The organism is Tenacibaculum sp. L6 (assembly GCF_028823685.1).
In the GTDB taxonomy this organism is placed as follows: Bacteria; Bacteroidota; Bacteroidia; order Flavobacteriales; family Flavobacteriaceae; genus Polaribacter.
This window is the reverse complement of record NZ_JAPEHZ010000004.1, coordinates 41523-64177: the sequence shown is the minus strand read 5'-3', so window position 1 is coordinate 64177 and position 22655 is coordinate 41523. Positions and strand designations below refer to the sequence as shown.

Below are 22655 nucleotides of genomic sequence, written 5' to 3'. Positions count from 1 at the left end.
GACAAAAAATAATTTAAAAGCTTAAACACCTCAATCCCTTTAAAAATAGAGCTTAGGTATATTTTACATAAATTAATCGGACGCTAATAATTAAAAAAAGAAAATTTCTTTATTATTTGAATTGGGTAGTCTCTTATATAAAATCACACAAGTAAATCCAAAACATTCATTTTATGTTTATTTGTCTTGTTTCTTGGCTCTTATTTCTTAGAGTCTATATAAAGTCTATCTGATTTCTTTTTTATACATTCGTTACTTTGAAAATTACCTCATGATTGTTGCTAAAAATATTCATAGACACTACGGAGATGTTGAAATCTTAAAAGGAGTAAATCTTCATATAAAAAAAGGAGAAATTGTTGCTATTGTTGGTCCGTCAGGAGCTGGAAAAACTACCTTGCTTCAAATTTTAGGCACCTTAGATAAACCTTTAAAAGATAAAAACTATGAATTACTTGTTAATGGAGTTTCAATCAAAGACTTAAACGATAAAGAAGTTTCATCTTTCAGAAATAAACACATCGGGTTTATTTTTCAATTCCATCAGTTACTACCTGAATTTACAGCCTTAGAAAATGTTTGTATCCCAGCTTTTATTGGAGGAAAAGCAAAAGCTTCAACTGAAAAGAGAGCGAAAGAATTATTAGCTTTTTTAGGATTATCACACAGAGAAAACCACAAACCTAATGAGCTTTCAGGTGGTGAACAACAACGTGTAGCTGTTGCAAGAGCATTAATAAATGAGCCTTCTGTTATTTTTGCTGATGAGCCATCAGGAAACCTTGATTCTACTTCAGCAAAAAACTTACACGAATTATTTTTTAAACTTCGTGATGAGTTTGGACAAACCTTTGTGTTAGTTACACACAACAAAGAATTGGCAGAAATGGCCGATAGAACACTTACCATGAAAGACGGAATTATTGTTGAATAGTGTAACGTTTTTAAGTTTCTATACACCTATTATAAAATCAACCAAACTATGAAAGAAACTTTTTACGAGCTTATTGCCTATTTAAAAAATCCTGTTTTAGAAAAAGATGCAAATCAAAATGCTTCGTATCGATTTCAAAAATTCTTACATCTACTCACGATAAGTATTGTCACAGGTGCACTTTTATCACCTCTTTTTGTGCTTATTGAAGAATTGGGTTGGGTAAACATGGATGATCATGCTATGGAAGAGTTGCTAAAAACGCACTCTAAGTGGTTTATTGCTGGAATCGCTGTAATCTTAGCTCCTTTATTAGAGGAAATATTTTTTAGAGCTCCAATCACTTTATTCCAAAGTAAAAAATCGTTCAAAATAGCTTTTTATGTTTTTGCTATACTTTTCGGATTGGTGCATTTAACCAATTTCAACATTACTACCAACGTGTTGTTATTAGCTCCCATATTGGTGGCTCCTCAAACTATTTTAGGAGGTTACCTTGGGTTTATCAGAGTTCGATTTGGTTTAGCATGGAGTATCTTATTACACGCTTGCTATAATGCTTTCTTCGTTTTGCTTAGTTTTGCAGGAGATTTAATGTAAAATGAACAAAACGGAACTCAAAGAATTTTTAGACGAAAAGGTAATACAATACAACAATCCGGATTTTATTGATAGCGACCCTATTCAAATTCCGCATCAATTTTCAGTAAAAGAAGATATTGAAATTGCTGGTTTTTTAGCAGCAACCATTGCTTGGGGAAATCGTAAAATGATTATTAACAACTCCCATAAAATGATGGATTTAATGGGGAATTCTCCGTACGATTTTATCATGAATCATTCTGAAGAAGACCTTGCTAATTTTGACGGATTTGTACACAGAACATTTAATGCCGATGATTTTAAGTTTTTTGTTCAATCGTTAAAAAACATCTATCAAAATCATGGCGGATTAGAAACTGTCTTACAACCAAAAAACAACGCTGATAATTACCAACACGCTATACATCATTTCAAACAAGTCTTTTTTGAAACCCCACATCAACCAAGAACTTTAAAGCATGTTTCTGATCCGTTAAAAGGATCAGCTTCAAAACGAATAAACATGTTTTTACGTTGGATGGTTCGCGATAATACCACTGGAGTTGATTTAGGCATATGGAAAACCCACTCACCAGCTCATTTACATTGTCCGTTAGATGTTCATACAGGAAATATTGCTCGAAAACTAAAAATTCTTACTCGAAAACAAAATGATTGGAAAGCAATTCAAGAACTAGACCTTACTTTAAGAGATTTTGACGCTAAAGACCCTGTTAAATATGATTTTGCCTTATTTGGATTAGGAGTTTTTGAAAAATTTTAATTTTTCCTAAAAAAGTATTTATTTAGTTGACATGAAAAATGACCTAACCAAAATGATGGCTTTAGACATTTATGCATCTAATTTAGAGGAAGAAAAGTATTCAGAAATTAACACTGATCTTCAACCTTCTTCTAAAAAAAGTGTAAACCTTCTAAGCTGGGGAATTCAAGACTTGTTTTTTGAAAAAGAACTATTCAATGATCTTGACACCATAAAGACCTTCTCTGAGAACTTCAACTGGAAAGACAATGTTTCAACAGTTATAAAAGAGAACTATTATGAGTCTTTAGTTCTTACTAATGTTGAAAAAAAAATACTTTGGGTAAGTAATGGTTTTACCAAAATGACAGGGTATAAAAAAGAGTTTGCTTTAAACAAAACTCCACGTTTTTTACAGGGCGAAAAAACTACAGAAAATACTAGAAAAAGAATACAAACAAAACTTTCACAAGGTAAACCTTTTAAGGATGTAATTATCAATTACAGAAAAGACCAATCTACTTATAAGTGTGAATTACATATTATTCCTCTACACAATAGTAATAATTTAAAGATTACTCACTTTTTAGCCTTAGAAAAAGAAGTAGTTTAATCTTATAAGTTAAGTAAATGCAGACATTTATTCACTACTTTTTACATTTCGGATTTCCTGTTTTAATCGCTTTCTTCTTTTTTAGAAAAGATTGGAAAAAAGTTGCTGTAATACTACTAGCAACTATGCTGGTAGATTTAGATCACTTATTAGCAAGCCCTATATTTGATCCCAATCGATGTAGTTTTGGGTTTCATATACTCCACTCCTACTACGCAATTGGTTTCTATGTTGTATTGCTCTTTTTTAAAAGACCTTATAATATTATTGGTTTAGGATTGCTACTTCATATGCTTACCGATTTTATCGATTGCTTGTTTATGTACAATGCGTGTAATTCTTGTTTAGAAAATGCGCCTGCTAAAGAATTACTAAAAACAGTAAGTAATTTATTTTTTTAACTGTAAATCACAATACCAAAAACTTCTATCATAGTTTTTATTAGTAGTTTCTTCTGACTTCTTAGTTTTCTTTGAATCTTGATAACAGTTATCATCATCATTTGTATGTAAAGTGTACGACTTCAACATCTTTACTCCTATTTCAAATTCTACTGGTTTCTTAAAAATAGGACCATCATAACAAAAGGTATGAAACTCTCCATTCTCTCCGCAAACATCAACTCCATCAGGAAGTTCATTGATAAAATCTTCATCAATAACTCTTCCTACAAACTCTTCACCTAATAATTTAGCATTGACACAAACAGTAATCGTTTTAAAACCTAAAGCTAAAAACTCTCTAAGTAACTCTTTAGTATCTTGTCTCCAAAGTGGATACACTCCTGTAATTCCAACCTCTTGTAGCTTCGAATCACGATAAGCTCTTAAATCTTCTAAAAAAATATCACCAAAAATACCATTTACAAGTCCAGCTTCTTTTAACTCAGCAGTTTTCTCCTTCATCTTTTGATTGTACAAATCCATGGTAACTTCAGCAGGAAAATATATTTTTTCTAATGGAATTCCAATACTTTCAGCCTGTGCATCTAACAAATCTTCATGTAAGCCATGCATTGAAACACGTTGATAGTCTTGATTTACATTCGTAATCAACTTTTGTACATCGTATTCTTTTTGTTGTACAATTTTATACAATGCTAATGATGAGTCTTTTCCTGAACTCCAGTTAAAATAGGCTTTTTTCATTATACCTTAGATGATTAGATACTTAGATTATTGGAATGTTAAATTTTTATCATTATTCAAACTCAAAAAAACCAAAAGCTTATAGCATACCGCCTGAAGCCTACACCCCAAACTATTTTCTCTTCTGATTTAAAGGAACTGGTCTTTCTTGTTTTACCACAGGCTTTCCATGTAAATCAAAGTCTCCTGCATCAAAAATCTCGATATCAATAAATTCTCCAAGCTTTATATAATACTCACGAGCATCAACAATTACGTCATTATCTACATCTGGTGAGTCAAATTCGGTACGTCCGTAATAGTACTCTCCATCTTTTCTATCGAATAAACATTTGAATGTTTTTCCTATTTTCTCTTGATTCAATTCCCAAGAAATTTGCGATTGCACTTCCATAATTTCGTTCACACGTCTGAACTTTACATCAGCAGGCACATCGTCTTCTAAAACATACGCTCCGGTATTTTCTTCGTGTGAGTACTCAAAAGCCCCTAAACGCTCGAAACGCATCTCCTCTACCCAATCTTTCAATTCTTGGAATTGCTCTTCAGTTTCTCCTGGATATCCAACAATTAACGTTGTACGAATGGCCATATCAGGAACCGCCTCCCGGAATTTATGAATCAATGCTGTTGTTTTTTCGTGTGTCGTACCACGCTTCATCGATTTTAAAATCTCGGTATTGATATGCTGTAACGGAATATCTAAATAATTACAAACCTTTGGTTCGTTCTTCATTACTTCTAACACATCCATTGGGAAACCTGTTGGGAAAGCATAGTGTAAACGAATCCACTCAATTCCGTCTACTTTTACCAATTCCTTTAATAAATCTGCTAAGGCACGTTTTTTATAGATATCTAACCCGTAATAAGTTAAATCTTGCGCGATTAGCATGATTTCTTTGATACCTTTTTCCGCTAACTTGGTAGCTTCAGTAACCAAATCTTCTATTGGAGTAGAAACATGTTTACCACGCATTAACGGAATGGCACAAAACGAACATGGTCGATCGCAACCTTCCGCAATTTTTAAATACGCATAATGGTCTGGAGTAGTTGTTAAACGTTCTCCTATTAACTCATGCTTATAATCTGCTTCTAAAACTTTTAACAAATTTGGTAAATCGTGCGTACCAAAATACTGATCTACATTGGTAATTTCAGCTTCCAAATCTGGTTTGTAACGCTCACTTAAACAACCCGTAACAAATACTTTATCAACTTTACCTTCTTCCTTCTTTTGTGCGTAGTGTAAAATAGTCTCCACACTTTCTTCTTTGGCTTTACCAATAAAACCACAGGTATTGATTACTACAATATTTCCTTCGTCATTTTCATCTTCATGAACCACCTCTTTACCATTGGCCTTTAACTGCCCCATTAACACTTCACTATCGTAAACGTTTTTTGAGCAACCTAAAGTAACTACGTTGATTTTGTTTTGTTTTGTTGTTTTAGTACGCATAGTATATGTTTAAACGAGTGCAAAAATACAGCTTAATCATTTTAAAAAATGTGATTTTTTACTTATTTTGCTTAAAAAATTGAAAATGAAAAAAATATTACTCTTTCTTTTTACATTTCAAACTCTATTTATTTTCTCTCAAGATTTTTATGAAGATTACAACGATTATTTAACTTTTTTCAATTCAAAATCAGCAGAACCAATAGAACGCCTAAATCGTTTTGGGTATCATTATTATTTCAAATACAATAAAAAGGATATCGAAGCCTATAAAAATGATATAAAAACACTTGAAAAAATTCGATATGCTTATATTAAAATTAATAAAGACATAAATCTAGAAGAAGTTATAGATGATTTGTCTTTGTGCCCAAATATAGAGCTAATTAAATTTGACAATGGAAAACTTTTTGGAAGTGACACTACAAAAATAAATTTCCCTAAAAACTTGAACAAGCTTTCAAAGTTAAAAAATCTAATTTTTTATAGTTTTCATAATTGGGATTACGACAAGGGATTTTATGAACTTAAAAAAGTAAAAAGCTTAAAAGGAATTGCTTTTTATTCTTTTTCGCCAACTATTTTGATGAACAAAAATTTTCAAGAACTAAAACTAAGAGATCTTGCTTTCATTGCTAGAAATATCCCTCAAATCCCAGAAAACAACACCTTTGAAAATTTAATTTTGAAATGTGACTATTACCCAAATAAAAAGAAGCAATATTTAAAAGCTCTTTCAAAAAACAATCTTAAAAAACTACACTTATCCATTAGTTTTGAAAACTTGAACGATTCTATTTTAAAAGAATTGAAACATTTACAAGGTCTTGAAAAATTAACTATTAATTCGCCTATAAAAAACAGTGATTCTTTTTTTAAAATAATAGGAGAAAATAATCCTAAAATAAAAGAGTTAAAATTAACTAATTGTAAATTAGACAGCCTATCTGAAAATATTAAATATTTCAAAAATTTAGAACTTTTTTATTCTTCTAATAACAAGTTCAAAAAACTTCCGAAATCATTTTATGATTTAAAAAATTTAAAAAGAGTCGAAATACAAGGAAGTAATATAATAAGTATTGATAATGAAATAGATAAACTATCTAGTTTAAACACTTTAAAACTTTATTACAATAGAATAAAAACCCTTCCTAAGAGTATTGGAAAATTAAAGCTTCTTAAGCATTTTTCAATTAATAACAATCAACTCAAAAGTTTGCCTAAAGAAATAGGGGATTTAAAAAACATTACGTTTTTTAAAATTAACAATAATAAGTTAACTTCTGTTCCTAGATCCATAACAAATCTTAAAAATCTAGACACTTTATTTTTAGAGGATAACTACATAAAAGAACTACCTAAAAATATCGGGAATCTTAGTTCTTTAACTTACTTAAATCTTTCTCAAAACCTACTATACAAATTACCTAGCTCTTTTTCTAAACTTCATAATTTACAAACTTTAAATATTACTGCAAACGACATTACTTATCTTCCAAAAAAGTTTGGAAATTTAAAAAAGCTATCTACCCTACAAGGAAACTCGAACTTTTTAACCACACTACCTGATAGTTTTGGTGACTTATCTTCTTTGGAAAGGCTAGAACTCTCTCATAACAACCTTACAAGTTTACCTGATAGTTTTGGTGGACTAAATAGCTTAAAAAAGTTATACTTAAATAACAAGAAAAATCATGCTTTTAGAGTTGAAAAGTACAATCATCTTAAAGGTAAATTTATTAAGGATACAACTTATACTAGACTAGCTAGAAAGAAAAATATGTTAACTACACTTCCAGATAGTTTTTCTAAGCTAAACAAACTTGAATTTATTGATTTATCTAACAACACTATAGACTTCAATAATGTTGTTAACATATTAGAAAATAGTAACTCTTACAACTACACTTTAGATGTTTCGAATTGTTCCATAAAGAAGTTACCTGTCCATAACTGGAATACTTTTAAAGTAAAAGATTTAAATCTTTCTGATAATTTAATCACTGAATTACCTAAAGACATTAAAAATGCTCAATACTTAACTTCTCTCAATATAAGTAGGAACTCAAAAAATTTAAATACTTATAGAAATAATAAAAATCAGATTAGTTTACTACTGTTAGAACACAATATAATTTCTGAAAATGATTTACCTAAAACGGACGAAATGGCAATTGCTTTTGCTAAAGTTGCTAATAAGAAAAGCTACTCAAGTAAAAAAAATAAATATGAAGAATATATTACCTATGCAAACAAAGCTATTGAAATAAATAAAGAAGCTGCTTTAAAAACCTTGTATGATGATAGCTATATAGAGGCTTTATACAAAACAAAAAACTATAAAGACTGTATTCATTACGCAGATATCACCATTAAAAAAGACACAAGCCAAAACATTCGATTTTTAAACTCAGTTGTTCCTAACTTTAGATTTAAAGCTTTAAGTCACCTACGATTAAAAGACACTATCAGTGCTATCAAAACATTTAAAACATTAGCTGATAAATTCTCTCCTCAATACTGGTCAAGAACCGCTCTATTGGCAAAAAAAATCAACGATTCAAATTATAAGTTATACTTTGATAACCAAATAGCTTTTTATAATAAGCAAACTCAACAAAACCCTAAATCTTGGGGAACTCATTTAAGTTTACTTGAAGTTTACATCATCGCAGGAAAACATAAAGAGTTTGATGAATTCAACAAAGAATTGTCAACCTTAATTCCTAAAAACTCCAATTACTTACTACTAAAAGAATATCTTGAATTTGTAGAAAAGATATCAGTAAATAATTATTCTAATGAAAACCTTGAAGAACTAAAGCAAAAAATTCAAGCTAAAAAAACCAAGCTTAAAACTTGGTCTTTTGAGTTATTGCTCCTTTGGAATGATTTAAGTGATCTTTCGAATAAACAAAAAAATGATATTAGAACTATCACCTATTTATTTTCTATTTAAAAAACGAGTCTACAAATTCATGCTTGTTAAACACTTGTAAATCGTCGATACCTTCTCCTACTCCAATATATTTTACAGGAATTTGAAATTGGTCAGAAATACCTATAACTACTCCTCCTTTGGCAGTACCATCTAATTTGGTTACTGCTAACGAAGTTACTTCCGTTGCTTTGGTAAATTGTTTCGCTTGCTCAAAGGCATTTTGACCTGTAGAACCATCTAAAACCAACAATACATCATGCGGTGCATCTGGTACTACTTTTTGCATTACTCGTTTAATCTTTGTCAACTCATTCATTAAGTTAACTTTATTATGTAAACGACCTGCGGTGTCAATAATAATTACATCTGCATCTTGATTAACTCCTGACTGAACAGTATCGAAAGCTACAGAAGCTGGATCAGACCCCATTTCTTGACGTACAATTGGCACATCTGTTCTGTCTGCCCAAACTTGTAATTGATCAATCGCAGCTGCTCTAAACGTGTCAGCAGCTCCTAAAACCACTTTTAAACCTTTCTTTTTAAACTGTGAAGCTAACTTACCAATCGTAGTTGTTTTACCTACTCCGTTTACTCCAACCACCATTAACACATACGGTTTCGTGTTTGCTGGAATCGTAAAATCGGTTTCATCACCAGTATTGGTTTCTGATAATAAACCTGCAATTTCTTCGCGTAGAATTTGATTTAACTCATCGGTACCCAAATACTTATCACGAGATACTCTTTCTTCAATTCTATCAATAATTTTTAAGGTAGTTTCTACTCCTACATCAGACGACACGAGTACTTCTTCTAAATTATCTAACACATCATCATCTACCTTTGCTTTTCCTGCAACTGCTTTTGATAATTTAGAGAAAAAACTTGATTTGGTTTTTTCTAATCCCTTATCTAAGGTTTCTTTTTTCTCTTTTGAGAAGATTTTCTTAAAAAAACTCATTGTTAAATTTTATAATGGCTATTATAGGTTAAAAACTATACCATTTTATTAATACAGTCAAATTGTCATTAAACGGTTACTCTTGCGTTAGGGATTGAGGCATTTTTTGGAGCTCTCCCGATGCTTCGGGAAGCGACTGCCGAAAGCCCGACCCTTTAGGGTAACGCCCAAATTTTTAACTACACACAGAGTACTAATTTGTAAATATAAAAAAAAAAAGCTACTCTCTAACGAAAGTAGCTTTTCTTTAAACTGTATACAAGAATTACTTTTTTGCAAAAAAGTCGTTTACTTGTGTTGGATCCATAATAGCCTCAACAAATGTGTAAGCTCCTGATTTTGGAGATTTTACCATTTTGATAGCTTTGGTTAATCTTTTCGAACCTGTTTGTAACGTTGCTACTGATTTCTTTGCCATTTTATATAAAATTTACGCCGTAGCTAATTATTTAATTTCTTTATGAACTGTCATCTTCTTTAAGATTGGATTAAATTTCTTTAATTCCATTCTATCAGGAGTATTCTTTTTGTTCTTAGTTGTAATATAACGAGAAGTTCCTGGTTGCCCAGATGCTTTGTGCTCAGTACATTCTAAAATTACTTGAACTCTGTTTCCTTTTTTTGCCATCTCTCTAAAATTTTATCTAAGTAAGGAATTATTTAGTTAAGAAACCGTTAGCTCTTGCTTCTTTGATAACCGCAGAGATTCCTTTTTTATTAATATTTTTTAATGCAGAAGCAGATACTTTTAAAGTAATCCATTTATCTTCTTCTGGAATATAAAAACGCTTAGTCATTAAATTAGCGTTAAATCTTCTTTTAGTTCTATTTAAAGCGTGAGATACATTGTTACCTACCATCGCTTTTTTTCCTGTTAATTCACAAACTCTAGACATCTTCTTGACAGTTTTTAGTGTTATTTCTAAACGAGGTGCAAATTTATGCAATTTAATTTATTGCACAAAAATATTCTCGATTAAATTTTAAATTATTTTAATCCATTCAAAACTTAGGTTCAGCATCTAACCTATTTGGAAGCGTAACGGCGGCAAAAATACTAATTATTTTAATATGATTGACTGTAAAAGTTCTAAAGATTTAGTTACCGTTCTATTGATTACTTTTTCTCTAGGTTGCCCAAAGTTAAACTCTTGCACTTCTACTCCGTTTTTACTAGCAATGGCAATATACACCAAGCCTACACTCTTATCATTATGATCGGTAGTTGGTCCTGCATTTCCTGTAACTGCTATGGCATAATCCGTTTTTAATTTACCTAAACATCCTTTTGCCATTGCTTCAGCAACTTCTTTACTTACTACAGTAAACTCATTAATTATTTCTTTTGAAACTCCTAATAGTTGTTGTTTTAAATCAGCTGTATAGGTTATAAATCCGCCCGTAAAATAATTAGAAGCCCCTGAAACGGAAACAATAGTGGATGCAATTTTTCCTCCTGTCAAACTTTCAGCAGTTGAAACTGTTTTTCCGTATTGTTGCAGCAACTTCCCTACTTCTTTTTCTAATGAAGTTTCATTATCATCGCCAACAATAATCTCTGGAATCAGAGTATACAGCGTTGCAACTTGCTTCTCCATCTCTTGGGTTAGTAATTCTTTATCATTTCCTTTTGCTGACAAACGCAAACGAACACTACCAAAAGATGGTAAATAGGCTAGTTTTATAAAATCAGGTAAATTATCTTCCCATTCAGAAATTCTTTCAGCAATAATGGTTTCACCTGTACCTGCCGTCATAATGGTTCTATGCAAAATAAAAGGTAACTTAAAAGTTGATTGAAGTCTTGGTAATACTTCTTCTTTCATCAATCCTTTCATTTCATAGGGAACTCCTGGTAGCGATACAAAAACCGTATTATTTTCATAAAACCACATTCCAGGTGCCGTTCCAAAACGATTCATTAACAAGGTTGCTTTTGAGGGAAGCTGCGCTTGATATTTTTGAACTTCATTAAATGGATGATTGACCTTCTTGAATAAATGTTTAATATGGTTGATTACCTCTGGATATTCAACAACCTTTTCATCTTGAAAATATTCAGCAATTGTTTTTTTTGTGATGTCATCTTTGGTAGGTCCTAACCCTCCAGTAATAATGACTATATCTACCCTACTTTCTGCTTCTTTTAACGCATTTAATATGTGCTGTTTTTCGTCCTGGATAGAAGATATTTGATAAACCGAAACTCCAATTTTATTGAGTTCCTGACCAATCCATTGTGAATTGGTATCCACTATTTGCCCGATAAGAATTTCATCTCCTATCGTTATAATTTCTGCATTCATTTGGTTATCTCTAAAAAAGAATCCCGCCGAAGCGGGATATTTTATTTTACTTTTATTTCAAAAGCTTGTCTTCCTTCAATAGTTCCTGTTAATATGTCGTTTTCTACTACTTTACCAACACCTGCTGGGGTACCTGTAAAAATAATATCTCCTTTTTTTAAGGTGAAATACTGCGACACATAACTTACCAACTCATCAATCTTCCATAACATACTAGACGTGTTTCCATCTTGAACCACCTCATCATTCTTTTGTAGTTGAAAAGAAATATTTTCTAAATCAAACTCTTCTTTCGGATAAAACTCTCCAACAATGGCACTGCCATCAAAAGCTTTCGCCTTTTCCCATGGCAACCCTTTTTCTTTACACTCTGCTTGTACATCTCGTGCAGTAAAGTCGATTCCTAATCCGACAGTATCGTAATATTTATGAGCAAATTTTGGAGAAATATGTTTTCCTACTTTGTTTATTTTTACCAATACTTCTACCTCATAATGTACATCATTTGAAAATGGTGGGATAAAAAATGGCATTTTCTTTGGAAGAATAGCCGAATCTGGTTTTAAGAAAACTACAGGGTTTTCTGGTTTTTCATTCGCTAATTCTTCTATATGTTTTGCGTAATTGCGACCAATACAAATTATTTTCATAAGCCCCTTTTAATTTCCCCAAAGGGAAAAATAATACTCTTTTATTTTTATAATTTACTCAAACTAACGCCCTCCCTTTGGGAGGGTTAGGGTAGGCTTTTAAGGTATCCAAGTTTTTGGGAAGTTAGGCTTACGTTTTTCTAAAAACGCATCACGTCCTTCTTTAGCTTCATCGGTCATATAAGCTAAACGTGTTACTTCTCCTGCAAATACTTGTTGTCCAACCATTCCATCGTCTGTTAAGTTCATTGCAAACTTTAACATTTTTATTGAAGTTGGTGACTTTGCTAAAATTTCTTGTGCCCAATCAAAAGCTGTTTGCTCTAATTCGTCATGAGGAATAACAGCATTTACCATTCCCATTTCATACGCTTCTTGCGCTGAGTAATTTCTTCCTAAGAAAAAGATTTCACGCGCTTTCTTTTGTCCTACCATTTTAGCTAAATATGCTGATCCATACCCTGCATCAAACGAAGTTACATCGGCATCTGTTTGTTTAAAAATCGCATGCTCTTTACTTGCTAACGTTAAATCACAAGTTACATGTAAACTATGTCCACCACCTACTGCCCAACCAGGAACCACACAGATTACTGCTTTAGGCATAAAACGGATTAAACGTTGTACTTCTAAAATATTTAATCGGTGGTAACCATCATCTCCTACATAACCTTGATGTCCACGTGCATTTTGATCTCCTCCAGAGCAAAAACTCCAAACCCCGTCTTTGGTTGATGGTCCTTCTGCTGATAATAATACAACTCCAATATTGGTGTCTTCATGCGCATCTTGGAAAGCATCTAATAGTTCAGATGTAGTTTTAGGACGAAATGCATTACGCACATTTGGTCTGTTAAATGCTATTCTTGCTACATTATGTGATTTTTTATAGGTAATATCTTCGTATTCTTTGGCAACTTTCCAATCTGGTTGTATCATAATTTTAAAATATTGTCGTTATTTAGATGTACAAAAATAACATAATAACTTTATTTTTCTTTTCTATATTTGAACGATCTAATTTACCCCTAATATGAGACAACTATATTTATTATTCGCCCTTTTAATTAGTACCACTCTTTTCTCTCAAAAAATAATTTCTCAGAAAGTTAATTCTGATGAGTTAATTGGAAGCAGAAATGTTAAAATTTATCTTCCTCAAGGTTATGATGCCAACGAAACTACTAATTATCCGTTAGCAATTGTATTAGGAGATGAGTACCTTTTTGATTTATATGTAGGAAACGCAAAACTGTATGCTAATGTAGATAAAGCGCCTAGACAAATTGTTGTTGGAATTGACATGAAAGAAACCTACGGAAAGGATGTTTCAATAATACCTGCTAACAATGCTTTAACTACTTCTGGGGCACATTTTTTCAACTTTATAAAACACGAGTTAATTCCTTTTATGGAAGGTAATTTTAGAACTTCTCCTTTTATGACAATTGTTGGTGAAGGTAAAGCAGCTAACTTTATAACTCATTACTTAAAAGATGAGCAACCTGTTTTTAACTCACTTATTTGCATTACCCCAGAGTTTCCTCAATTTGCTCCTGCTATTATAGAATCTTATTCTTTAAACAGATTAGGTTCTATAGATAACACTTACTTTTTATACACTAGTAATAACAAGAAATATATAGACTCTAAGCAATACAATTTGTTCAGTGAAATCAAAACATTAGTAACTTCTTACGAAGCTAAAAACTTACATGTTAATTTTGATGAATTCCCTAATGCTCCTAACCACCTAGCGGTTATTGCCGAAACAATTCCAAGGGCATTCAATCAAATGTTTGCTTTGTATTCAAAAATCACTAAAGAGGAATTTGAAGCGAATGTTAAAGACTTAGCTCCGCTAGACGCTATTAAATATGTTGAGAAAAAATACTTAGATATTCAATATTTATATGGATCAAATTTAAATGTTCGTTTGGATGATATTTTTGTTATTGAAGATATCGTTATTGACAGACAAGATGGTGATTATCTTAGAGTTTTAGGCGACTTTGTTATGATAAAATACCCAGACTCACACATGGGAGATTTTTACATTGGTAAGTATTATGAGTTAGGAAAAGAATATGAAAAAGCAGATTTTTACTATAAAGCTGCTTACGGAAAAATGGATCCTTCAAACCCTAATGCGGATGCTTTTTATGAAAATATTAAACGTGTAAACGATTTAATGAAAACGGAAAAGAAAGAAAATCCTACTGAAGAAATAATCGAAAATGAAAACATAGAACAACAAGAAGAAGAAGGTCAAGAATAGGTTATTTTAACACTATTCTATCCTCTTCTAATTCTATCTTTTTGTCTTTATACAAACTGCCAATAGCTCTCTTGAATGCTTTTTTACTCATTTGCAAGTGAAATTTAATTGATTCGGGAGAGCTTTTATCTGTCAATAATAAAAAGCCTTTCTCTTCTAGCTTTCGTAATACTTTATCTACATCAGAATCAATTACATTCTTAAAACCTTGCGGACGTAACGATACATCTATCTTTTCATCTTCACGTATCTTTTTTACGTAACCCACGGTACGCATTCCTTCTTCTACATCGCTAAAAACCTCGTTATTATACAACAAACCTTCATACGATTCATTAATTAAAACCGTATAACCTAAAGCTGTTTGAACTCCAATAACTAAATCTACCTTATCACCTTCTTTTAATTCCATCTTATAAGTTTTTAAAATAGTTCTTTAAAACTACATCATTTATTTCTTTTGGAGTAAATATCTCCATTATTTTTGGTTGTTCAGTTTCTGAATAAAACTCATTTAACTCTGCATTCAACTCTTTTAAATCTGCTACCTGAACATATTCAAAGCCATACATTTTTGCCAAATGTTCTGCCGTTAAGTTATGAGGAGTTTCAAAATAATCTGCCGCATTCGTCTTCAATGGCCCAGGAATAAACCTAAAAATGCCACCTCCTGCATTGTTTAATATTATAATTCTAAAATTCTTCGGAATATTTGTATTCCACAAAGCATTACTATCGTAAAAGAAGCTTAAATCTCCTGTAATAAACGTTGTTGGTTTCTCATCGGAAAACGCTGCACCAACAGCAGTACTTGTACTACCATCTATACCACTTGTTCCTCTGTTACAAAATACTCTTAAAGTAGAATTCACATCAAATAATTGAGAATATCGAATCGTTGAACTGTTACTAATTTGCAACTGTGATTCGTTAGGCAATTTTTCTAAGATTGCTTCAAAGACTTTTAAATCTGAATACTCACATTTTTGCATGTACGCTTCATGTTTCTCAGCCCTTCTACCCTTTTCTTCTAACCATTTTTGCTGATAATCGCTTTCAACATTTTCGTTCGTTTCAAACAAGCTTGTTAAAAATTCAGCAGAATTAGTTTGTACAAATTCTGACAAACAATGATAAGTATCCATTGCTCCAAGCTCATCAATATGCCAATGATGTTTTGGCGGTGATTTTCGTAAGAGCTGTTTAATTTTCTTTGAAATCACCATTCCTCCTAAAGTTACCAATATTTCAGGTTTAAATTCCTCAAACTCCTCAGAAGACACAGGAAAAATTACCTTATCAATACTATTAATAAACTTCGGATGATATATATTAGAAGTCGTTTCAGTTAAAATTATTACGGAATCATCTTCTGCATACTTCGATAAAACCTTTTGTAATTCAACATTAGGAAAACTACTTCCTACTAAAATCATTTTTCTAGTTGAAGCATTCCAAATTGAAGCTAATTTTTCTAAATCAAAAGATGATTAGTTCTTCTACTGTTTCATATAAAGGCTCATCAAACGGAACATTGATATGAACTGGCCCTTTTTGAGTGATAGCCGTTTGCATCGCTTTTGTCAATAAGTCAGCGTTATTTTTTAACTGCTCATCTTCTTCTATCAAATTCGCTGAAAACAAAATATGATTTTCAAACACATTCTCTTGGCGAATGGTTTGTCCATCACCAATATCAATTAAATGTTTTGGTCTATCCGCAGAAATTACTATTAACGGAATTTGACTATAATACGCCTCAGCAATTGCTGGATAATAGTTTAATAAAGCCGAACCTGAAGAACATGTAATTACCACAGGTTTTTGAGTTTGTTGCGCTATTCCTAACGCAAAAAAAGCAGCACAACGTTCATCTACTACACTTAATGCATTTATTTTTGGATGATTTGAAAATCCGACAGTAAGTGGTGCATTACGAGAACCTGGAGAAATAACTACATTATCAACATCAAATTCATGACATGCAGTAATAACAAGTTGTGCGAGTTCCTTTTTTGGGTACATATCTTTTAAAAAATGAGATTCCCGCTTTCGCGGGAATGACAAAATACTAAAACCAACTTTGTTGGTTAGTTTCCTTTTTTATAATCTTCTAAAAACTTAGCTAAACCAATATCTGTTAATGGATGTTTTAATAATCCTTCAATTGCACTTAAAGGACCTGTCATAACATCGGCTCCTAATTTAGCACAATCGATAATATGCATTGTGTGACGTACAGATGCCGCTAAGATTTGTGTATCAAATAAATAGTTATCATAAATTTGACGGATTTCTGAAATTAAATTCAATCCATCTGTAGAAATATCATCTAAACGACCAATAAATGGAGACACATAAGTTGCTCCTGCTTTTGCCGCTAACAATGCTTGACCTGCAGAAAACACTAAAGTTACGTTTGTTTTAATTCCTTTATCAGAGAAATATTTACATGCTTTAACACCATCTGCAATCATAGGTAATTTTACCACAATTTGTGGATGTAATGCAGCTAACGCTTCACCTTCTTTTATCATTCCATCAAAATCAGTAGAAATTACTTCAGCAGAAACATCTCCATCAACAATTTCGCAAATAGCTTTGTAATGGTTGATAATGTTTTCTTCACCTGTAATTCCTTCTTTTGCCATTAATGAAGGATTGGTTGTTACTCCGTCTAAAATACCTAAAGCTTGCGCTTCTCTAATTTGGTCTAAGTTAGCCGTGTCAATAAAAAATTTCATCTTGTATATATTTATCTAGTTGTGTTCAAAAATTTATATAAAAAACAAAGATAGTTATGAAAAATCAATCCGCAATTTTATTTAGTTTGAAACGATAAGGTTTTTTTATAAAACCAGATAAGATTATGCTTTCAGAATCTACTTCGTCTATTAGTAAAATTAACTCACGCTTCCCATTACCATAAGAAGACACTACAAAAGTATCATCTAACTTCTCTATAAAGAACTCATTTTTTAAATAATTTAAAGATTTGCTTTCTTTCTTAACTTCAGCTAAATACTCTTCTATTTTTCTACGAAACTTAATCTCTATTTTTTTATTATTAAAATTACCAGAATAAATAACCTCCTCTATCTCTTCCTTCTTTAAAGTAGTTTTTGTTGGTAAAACTCTCACATAAAAAGATGGAAGAACAGTATCTCTTTCATTATAAATAACATTGTGATAAATTTTAAGAACGTTTTCCTCTAAGAATTCAAACCTCTCTTTTTCCTCTTTTGCATTCCTTTTAATTTCGATGTAATCCCCCTTTACCACATATGTATTTTGATTAATTTCATAATCCGGCTCATCAAAATCATAGAAATTAATAGTGTTATTAGTAAATTCTAGAATTGGGATGGTAGGTACAGAATAGGTATCACCATCTTTCATCATTAACCACTTACCTTTTAATTCTTGCGACATAGAAATTGATGAATAAAAGATTAAAATAGTAATTGTAATTACTTTTCTCATAGCTTATAATGATTCATTAAGAGTTTTTCGTAAACTTTATCAGGCAATACTCTTTTTAAAACTATCGAGAATTTCTCCATAAACCCACCCACTTTATAATGAATCTTCGGATTTTTATTTTGTATAATTTGATGAATTGCTTTCGCCATTACTTTTGGGTCTGCGCCAGAATCAACATGGGCATCCATCAACGCTAAGTTTTCAGCATATTTTTCTTTGTATGCAGAGTTTTCAAAAACTGGCGTATGATATCTTCCTGCCGCAATATTCGTAGCAAAATCACCTGGAGCTACATTTACCACTTTAATTCCGAAGCTTTTAACCTCCATACTCAATGCTTCTGTTACCAATTCTAAAGCTCCTTTACTCGAAGAATAAATTCCTCTAAAAGGTAATCCCATATAACCAGCAATCGATGTAGTGTTAATAATCATTCCAGATTTCTGCTCGCGCATATAAGGTAACACAGCTTTAATCACATCAATAACTCCGAAGAAATTCGTATTAAAATTCTCTTTCATTTCTTCTGTCGGTGTATCTTCAATAGGGCCAGTAATTCCTTTTCCTGCATTATTAATCAACACATCAATTTTTCCTACTTTCGTTACTACTTCTAATACCGCATTTTTAATCGACTCTTCATTCGTAACATCTAAAGCTACCATTTGAAATGGGACATTAACCTTATCAGGATTCCTGCTTGTTCCAAACACCGTATATCCTTTGTCATGCAGATATAAAGCGATAGATTTCCCTATTCCTGAAGAAGCTCCTGTAATGAAAACTGTTTTTGACATGCTTGTAATTTTAAGCAAATATCTTAAAGTTAGTTCCAATAAAAAAACTTTAAAACTTATCTTAGCGTTTTATCTCTCAAGAACAAACACTATGTATAAAAAAACATTTTCCTTATCTGTTTTTATGACATCTTTGGCTTTTTTAATTGCTGGATGCTCTTCTACAACCGCTCAAAAAAGCACTTCATTATTTTCAAAAAGTGAAACATTTACACGTCAAGATTCTTTACGTGGATCTATTACACCAGAAAGATCTTGGTGGGACTTAACCTACTATCATTTGAATGTTACTGTTAATCCTGATAAAAAATTCATTGAAGGAAAAAACACCGTACAATACAAAGTTTTAAAACCTCATCAAGTTTTACAGATAGACTTACAATCTCCTTTAAAGATTACTAAAGTTACCCAAAACAATAAAGAATTAAAAGTTGTTTCTGAAGGAAATGCGCATTTCATTCAGTTACAAGATTCTCAAAAGACAGGAGAAATTCAATCAATTGATATTTATTATGAAGGAAATCCTAAAGAAGCGATTAGAGCTCCTTGGGATGGAGGTTTTTCTTGGAAAAAAGATAATAATGGAAAACATTTTGTTGCTACTTCTTGCCAAGGTTTAGGAGCTAGTGTTTGGTGGCCTAACAAAGACCACATGTACGATGAAGTAGATAGTATGGCAATTAGTGTTCGCGTACCTAAAAACTTAATGGATGTTTCTAATGGTCGCTTACGCAATATTGAACAACACAATGACAACACAACTACATACCACTGGTTTGTAGACAATCCTATTAATAACTACGGAGTAAATGTGAATATTGGAGATTATGTTCACTTTTCTGAGAAATATCAAGGAGAAGATGGTGAATTAGATATGAACTACTATGTACTTAGAGACAATTTAGAAAAAGCAAAAGAGCAATTTAAAGATGCTCCTAAAATGATGAAAGCTTTTGAGCATTGGTTTGGTAAATACCCTTTTTATGAAGATGGATTTAAACTTGTAGAAGTTCCGTATTTAGGAATGGAACATCAAAGTTCTGTAACTTACGGAAACCAATACAAAAATGGATATTTAGGTAGAGATTTATCAGGAACTGGTTGGGGATTAAAGTTTGACTTCATCATAATTCATGAAGCAGGTCATGAATGGTTTGCCAACAACATTACTAATGTAGATATTGCGGACATGTGGATTCATGAGAGTTTTACTGCCTATTCTGAAAACTTATTTTTAGATTATTACTACGGAAAAAAAGCAGCTTCGGAATATGTTATAGGAACTCGTGATGCTATTCAAAATGACAAACCAATTATAGGTCATTATGATGTTAATAACGAAGGTTCTGGCGACATGTATTACAAAGGAGCTAACATGTTGCACACCATTCGTCAACTAGTAAATAATGATGAAAAATGGCGACAAATTTTACGCGGATTAAACTCAGATTTTTATCATCAAACAGTTACCACTCAAGAAATTGAAAAATATATGATTGAAAAATCAGGAATTGATTTAAGTAAAATTTTTGACCAATACTTACGTACGGTTGATATTCCTGAATTTGAATATCATATTGAAAACAACAAGTTAAAATATCGTTGGACTAATGTTGTTAAAGGATTCAACATGCCTTTACGAATAACTATTAATGGAAAGTCTGAATTATTATATCCAACAGAAGACTGGCAAACAAAAACGATGAAAGGAACTTCCATTGAAGTTGATGAAAACTTTTATGTGTATTCTAAATCTGTTTAACAACAGTTAAACAAAACAAAAAAACTCGAATCAATTTGATTCGAGTTTTTTTGTTTTGTAAAATTACATCTGATTAGTAATCTAATCTTTTTAAGTAGTCTAGTTTTTCTTGCCAAAGGTCTAATTGGTCTTTAAACTCTTGGATTCCCTTACGAACATTTTTTACTAAAGGATTATCTTCTGTGGCGTTAGAAATAAAGCTTAAATTATTTTCTAACTGCTGCATTTCCCTTACAGTTTCATCAATCTTCTTACGGATAAAGAACTGCTCGCTATCTAACTTTCTGTAATCTTCTTGTGATAAATATGAATCTACTACATTCTTAAACTTCATCATTTCAACATCTACTCTATTCAGATCCAATTTTTCTAAATGAGCATCCATCGCCTTGTTGAATTTCTCGTCTAAATGACGAGCGTTTCTAGGTAAAGCTCCTAAATCTCTCCACTCTCCTAACACTCTTTCAACATCTTCTTCTGTTTTAATGTCTTGAGATTTTACTTGCTCAATATAATCTTTCTTAGCTTCTACAGTAGCTAATTGTTCTTTGTTTTGCTCATTTTTTAAAGCATGTAACCTATCAAAATAATGATTACACGCATTTTTAAAACGTTTCCAGATATCATCAGAAAATTTTCTAGGCACGTGTCCTATCTTTTTCCAATCTGATTGAATACGCTTCATGGTATTAGTTGTTTCATTCCAGTCTTCACTGTCTTTTAAACTTTCAGCAAGTTCAACCAATTCCATTTTTCTTTTTAAGTTGTCATTCTGCGCACTTTTTTCATTTTTATAAAAAGCATTTTTCGCAGTATTAAACTTTTTCGTCGCAGCTTTAAACTCTTGCCAAACAGCTTCGCTCTTGCTATATGGAAGTTTTCCTATATCGAAGTATTTCTTACGTAGTTTTTCTATTTCTACTATACTCTTTTGCCAATCGTTATGCGTTTTATTTTTAGAAGTATCATAAGCTTTAATTTCAGCTGCTACTGCCAATTTAATATCAATCATTTCTTGATATTTTGATTTTAGCTCTCTAAAATACTGATGACGTTTATCGTGTATTTTCTTGGTGGCTTCGCTAAACTTACCCCAAACTTCTTCTCTATTTTCTTTTGCAACAGGTCCTACTTCTTCCTTCCATAAACGGTGTAATTCTTGTAACTCTTTAAAAGCTACATTTACATCTTCAATCTCATTTAAAGCCTCTGCTCTTTCAATTAATCGTAGCTTTTCTTCTAAATTATGCTTAAAATCAAGCTCTCTAAAATCTTTATTTAGGTGTAATAAATCGTAAAAACGCTCTACGTGATGGTGATAAGTTCTCCAAGTATCGTTATACTTTGTTTTAGGAACTGGACCAATGCTCTTCCAACGATTTTGAATTTCTTGAAAATCGTTATACATTGTTTTTGGATCAGCGTTTTCGATTAAATTCTTTAACTCTTCAATTAAATTATTTCTTCTTTCTAAATTCTCTTTTAATTGCTTTTCTAATTGAGAATAATACGCGTCTCTTCTGGTTTTATATTCTCCAAGTAATTTGTTGTACTCTGTTTTAACAGGACTAGAAAACTGAAAATCAATAGAATTACCTCCTTCAGCTAAAAAAGCTTCTTTTTTACTAGCAAGTAAAGCTCCAAACTTTGAGTTGAATGCTGTTTTTAAAGCATCTACATTTGATTTTAATTGTTGTACTGGATGATCTTTTAACAACTTTTTTAATTCATCAACCAATTTTTCTAATTCCATCGAAGCATAATCAAGCATTGGGATTTCGTGCTTTTCATCTGCCTTTTCAGATTCATTAGCCACTTCATTTTCTACTTCATTAACTGCGTTTTCAGTTTCCTTACTTGCGTTGATTTGTTCTTCTGTAATTGGGTTTTCTACTTTCTCTTCGTTATTTTCTAACATATCTACAATGTTTAAGTTCCTTTGATTTAGATTATAAAGATACGGATT

22 protein-coding genes and 1 pseudogene are annotated in these 22655 nt (G+C 31.6%); 8 read left to right on the top strand and 15 right to left on the bottom strand.

All coding sequences use genetic code 11. The annotated features are described in order from the left end of the window. The first annotated feature begins 271 nt into the window (after window positions 1–271). Genes OU788_RS01785 through OU788_RS01765 form a run of 5 tightly spaced genes read left to right on the top strand, consistent with a single transcriptional unit; the run spans window position 272 to window position 3293 of the window. A complete protein-coding gene (locus OU788_RS01785; RefSeq protein WP_274633574.1) occupies window positions 272–934 on the top strand; it encodes an ABC transporter ATP-binding protein in 663 nt (220 codons plus the stop codon). A gap of 48 nt (window positions 935–982) precedes the next feature. After that, window positions 983–1534 carry a CPBP family intramembrane glutamic endopeptidase gene (locus tag OU788_RS01780; RefSeq protein WP_274633573.1) on the top strand — a complete coding sequence of 184 codons (552 nt, stop codon included), beginning with the start codon at window positions 983–985 and terminating at the stop codon, window positions 1532–1534. A gap of 1 nt (window position 1535) precedes the next feature. Continuing rightward, on the top strand, window positions 1536–2300 hold the full coding sequence (locus OU788_RS01775; protein ID WP_274633572.1) for a TIGR02757 family protein: 765 nt from the start codon (window positions 1536–1538) through the stop codon (window positions 2298–2300). Between the two features lie 31 nt (window positions 2301–2331). Next, complete coding sequence (locus tag OU788_RS01770; protein ID WP_274633571.1) at window positions 2332–2892, top strand: PAS domain-containing protein; 561 nt, start codon at window positions 2332–2334, stop codon at window positions 2890–2892. A 17-nt stretch (window positions 2893–2909) separates the two neighbouring features. Further along, the gene (locus tag OU788_RS01765) at window positions 2910–3293 is read left to right on the top strand and encodes a DUF6122 family protein (protein WP_274633570.1); all 384 of its coding nucleotides are present in this window, start codon (window positions 2910–2912) and stop codon (window positions 3291–3293) included. Here the strand turns inward: OU788_RS01765 and OU788_RS01760 are convergent. Together OU788_RS01760 and rimO are read right to left on the bottom strand one after the other, a co-directional pair. Then, complete coding sequence (locus OU788_RS01760) at window positions 3282–4040, bottom strand: Dph6-related ATP pyrophosphatase (RefSeq protein WP_274633569.1); 759 nt, start codon at window positions 4038–4040, stop codon at window positions 3282–3284. The two genes, OU788_RS01765 and OU788_RS01760, sit on opposite strands and share 12 nt — an antisense overlap. A gap of 112 nt (window positions 4041–4152) precedes the next feature. Continuing rightward, window positions 4153–5505, bottom strand: coding sequence for a 30S ribosomal protein S12 methylthiotransferase RimO (rimO, locus tag OU788_RS01755; RefSeq protein WP_274633568.1), 1353 nt, complete (start codon window positions 5503–5505; stop codon window positions 4153–4155). Window positions 5506–5590: 85 nt separating this feature from the next. On the opposite strand from rimO, the gene OU788_RS01750 reads away from it, so the two are divergent. After that, the gene (locus tag OU788_RS01750; RefSeq protein ID WP_274633567.1) at window positions 5591–8467 is read left to right on the top strand and encodes a leucine-rich repeat domain-containing protein; all 2877 of its coding nucleotides are present in this window, start codon (window positions 5591–5593) and stop codon (window positions 8465–8467) included. Here the strand turns inward: OU788_RS01750 and ftsY are convergent. The 7 genes from ftsY to OU788_RS01715 all read right to left on the bottom strand — a co-directional run bounded on the left by ftsY (window position 8460) and on the right by OU788_RS01715 (window position 13308). Next, entirely contained in the window at window positions 8460–9413 is a 954-nt protein-coding gene (ftsY, locus tag OU788_RS01745; RefSeq protein ID WP_274633566.1) for a signal recognition particle-docking protein FtsY, read from the bottom strand. The genes OU788_RS01750 and ftsY overlap by 8 nt on opposite strands. 265 nt (window positions 9414–9678) lie before the next feature. After that, on the bottom strand, window positions 9679–9831 hold the full coding sequence (locus OU788_RS01740; protein ID WP_081728324.1) for a DUF4295 domain-containing protein: 153 nt from the start codon (window positions 9829–9831) through the stop codon (window positions 9679–9681). Between the two features lie 27 nt (window positions 9832–9858). Continuing rightward, on the bottom strand, window positions 9859–10041 hold the full coding sequence (gene rpmG / locus OU788_RS01735) for a 50S ribosomal protein L33 (RefSeq protein WP_013070733.1): 183 nt from the start codon (window positions 10039–10041) through the stop codon (window positions 9859–9861). Window positions 10042–10069: 28 nt separating this feature from the next. Continuing rightward, complete coding sequence (gene rpmB / locus OU788_RS01730; RefSeq protein ID WP_028893013.1) at window positions 10070–10309, bottom strand: 50S ribosomal protein L28; 240 nt, start codon at window positions 10307–10309, stop codon at window positions 10070–10072. A gap of 165 nt (window positions 10310–10474) precedes the next feature. Further along, window positions 10475–11719 (bottom strand): competence/damage-inducible protein A, encoded by a 1245-nt coding sequence (locus tag OU788_RS01725; RefSeq protein WP_274633565.1) that lies wholly within the window; start codon window positions 11717–11719, stop codon window positions 10475–10477. Window positions 11720–11760: 41 nt separating this feature from the next. Then, the gene (locus OU788_RS01720; protein ID WP_274633564.1) at window positions 11761–12369 is read right to left on the bottom strand and encodes a fumarylacetoacetate hydrolase family protein; all 609 of its coding nucleotides are present in this window, start codon (window positions 12367–12369) and stop codon (window positions 11761–11763) included. A 99-nt stretch (window positions 12370–12468) separates the two neighbouring features. Further along, on the bottom strand, window positions 12469–13308 hold the full coding sequence (locus OU788_RS01715; protein WP_274633563.1) for a 1,4-dihydroxy-2-naphthoyl-CoA synthase: 840 nt from the start codon (window positions 13306–13308) through the stop codon (window positions 12469–12471). A 94-nt stretch (window positions 13309–13402) separates the two neighbouring features. Between OU788_RS01715 and OU788_RS01710 the strand changes: the two genes are divergently transcribed. After that, entirely contained in the window at window positions 13403–14647 is a 1245-nt protein-coding gene (locus tag OU788_RS01710) for an alpha/beta hydrolase-fold protein (protein ID WP_274633562.1), read from the top strand. A 1-nt stretch (window position 14648) separates the two neighbouring features. Here the strand turns inward: OU788_RS01710 and OU788_RS01705 are convergent, their stop codons facing one another. From OU788_RS01705 to OU788_RS01685, 5 genes and pseudogenes are all read right to left on the bottom strand, one after another. After that, on the bottom strand, window positions 14649–15059 hold the full coding sequence (locus OU788_RS01705; RefSeq protein WP_274633561.1) for a DNA-binding protein: 411 nt from the start codon (window positions 15057–15059) through the stop codon (window positions 14649–14651). Window position 15060: 1 nt separating this feature from the next. Continuing rightward, window positions 15061–16672, bottom strand: a pseudogene (gene menD, locus OU788_RS01700) (2-succinyl-5-enolpyruvyl-6-hydroxy-3-cyclohexene-1-carboxylic-acid synthase). 65 nt (window positions 16673–16737) lie between these two features. Next, window positions 16738–17391: a fructose-6-phosphate aldolase gene (gene fsa / locus OU788_RS01695; RefSeq protein ID WP_274633560.1), complete on the bottom strand. Its 654-nt coding sequence runs from the start codon at window positions 17389–17391 to the stop codon at window positions 16738–16740. Window positions 17392–17455: 64 nt separating this feature from the next. After that, window positions 17456–18130: a hypothetical protein gene (locus tag OU788_RS01690; protein WP_274633559.1), complete on the bottom strand. Its 675-nt coding sequence runs from the start codon at window positions 18128–18130 to the stop codon at window positions 17456–17458. Further along, window positions 18127–18927 (bottom strand): SDR family oxidoreductase, encoded by an 801-nt coding sequence (locus tag OU788_RS01685; protein WP_274633558.1) that lies wholly within the window; start codon window positions 18925–18927, stop codon window positions 18127–18129. Before OU788_RS01685 ends, OU788_RS01690 begins: the two co-directional genes overlap by 4 nt. Window positions 18928–19018: 91 nt before the next feature. Here OU788_RS01685 and OU788_RS01680 point away from each other — a divergent pair, with 91 nt between their 5' ends. Beyond that, the gene (locus OU788_RS01680; RefSeq protein WP_274633557.1) at window positions 19019–20689 is read left to right on the top strand and encodes a M1 family metallopeptidase; all 1671 of its coding nucleotides are present in this window, start codon (window positions 19019–19021) and stop codon (window positions 20687–20689) included. A gap of 73 nt (window positions 20690–20762) precedes the next feature. On the opposite strand, the gene OU788_RS01675 is transcribed toward OU788_RS01680, so the two are convergent. Continuing rightward, window positions 20763–22607, bottom strand: coding sequence for a DUF349 domain-containing protein (locus tag OU788_RS01675; protein ID WP_274633556.1), 1845 nt, complete (start codon window positions 22605–22607; stop codon window positions 20763–20765). Window positions 22608–22655: the final 48 nt, after the last annotated feature.

Excerpts from the sequence above, each read along its gene's own strand:
- OU788_RS01785 (WP_274633574.1), top strand. The coding sequence starts at position 272 with ATGATTGTTGCTAAAAATATTCATAGACACTACGGAGATGTTGAAATC.
- OU788_RS01780 (WP_274633573.1), top strand. The coding sequence starts at position 983 with ATGAAAGAAACTTTTTACGAGCTTATTGCCTATTTAAAAAATCCTGTT.
- OU788_RS01775 (WP_274633572.1), top strand. The coding sequence starts at position 1,536 with ATGAACAAAACGGAACTCAAAGAATTTTTAGACGAAAAGGTAATACAA.
- OU788_RS01770 (WP_274633571.1), top strand. The coding sequence starts at position 2,332 with ATGAAAAATGACCTAACCAAAATGATGGCTTTAGACATTTATGCATCT.
- OU788_RS01765 (WP_274633570.1), top strand. The coding sequence starts at position 2,910 with ATGCAGACATTTATTCACTACTTTTTACATTTCGGATTTCCTGTTTTA.
- OU788_RS01760 (WP_274633569.1), bottom strand. The coding sequence starts at position 4,040 with ATGAAAAAAGCCTATTTTAACTGGAGTTCAGGAAAAGACTCATCATTA.
- rimO (WP_274633568.1), bottom strand. The coding sequence starts at position 5,505 with ATGCGTACTAAAACAACAAAACAAAACAAAATCAACGTAGTTACTTTA.
- OU788_RS01750 (WP_274633567.1), top strand. The coding sequence starts at position 5,591 with ATGAAAAAAATATTACTCTTTCTTTTTACATTTCAAACTCTATTTATT.
- ftsY (WP_274633566.1), bottom strand. The coding sequence starts at position 9,413 with ATGAGTTTTTTTAAGAAAATCTTCTCAAAAGAGAAAAAAGAAACCTTA.
- OU788_RS01740 (WP_081728324.1), bottom strand. The coding sequence starts at position 9,831 with ATGGCAAAGAAATCAGTAGCAACGTTACAAACAGGTTCGAAAAGATTA.
- rpmG (WP_013070733.1), bottom strand. The coding sequence starts at position 10,041 with ATGGCAAAAAAAGGAAACAGAGTTCAAGTAATTTTAGAATGTACTGAG.
- rpmB (WP_028893013.1), bottom strand. The coding sequence starts at position 10,309 with ATGTCTAGAGTTTGTGAATTAACAGGAAAAAAAGCGATGGTAGGTAAC.
- OU788_RS01725 (WP_274633565.1), bottom strand. The coding sequence starts at position 11,719 with ATGAATGCAGAAATTATAACGATAGGAGATGAAATTCTTATCGGGCAA.
- OU788_RS01720 (WP_274633564.1), bottom strand. The coding sequence starts at position 12,369 with ATGAAAATAATTTGTATTGGTCGCAATTACGCAAAACATATAGAAGAA.
- OU788_RS01715 (WP_274633563.1), bottom strand. The coding sequence starts at position 13,308 with ATGATACAACCAGATTGGAAAGTTGCCAAAGAATACGAAGATATTACC.
- OU788_RS01710 (WP_274633562.1), top strand. The coding sequence starts at position 13,403 with ATGAGACAACTATATTTATTATTCGCCCTTTTAATTAGTACCACTCTT.
- OU788_RS01705 (WP_274633561.1), bottom strand. The coding sequence starts at position 15,059 with ATGGAATTAAAAGAAGGTGATAAGGTAGATTTAGTTATTGGAGTTCAA.
- fsa (WP_274633560.1), bottom strand. The coding sequence starts at position 17,391 with ATGAAATTTTTTATTGACACGGCTAACTTAGACCAAATTAGAGAAGCG.
- OU788_RS01690 (WP_274633559.1), bottom strand. The coding sequence starts at position 18,130 with ATGAGAAAAGTAATTACAATTACTATTTTAATCTTTTATTCATCAATT.
- OU788_RS01685 (WP_274633558.1), bottom strand. The coding sequence starts at position 18,927 with ATGTCAAAAACAGTTTTCATTACAGGAGCTTCTTCAGGAATAGGGAAA.
- OU788_RS01680 (WP_274633557.1), top strand. The coding sequence starts at position 19,019 with ATGTATAAAAAAACATTTTCCTTATCTGTTTTTATGACATCTTTGGCT.
- OU788_RS01675 (WP_274633556.1), bottom strand. The coding sequence starts at position 22,607 with ATGTTAGAAAATAACGAAGAGAAAGTAGAAAACCCAATTACAGAAGAA.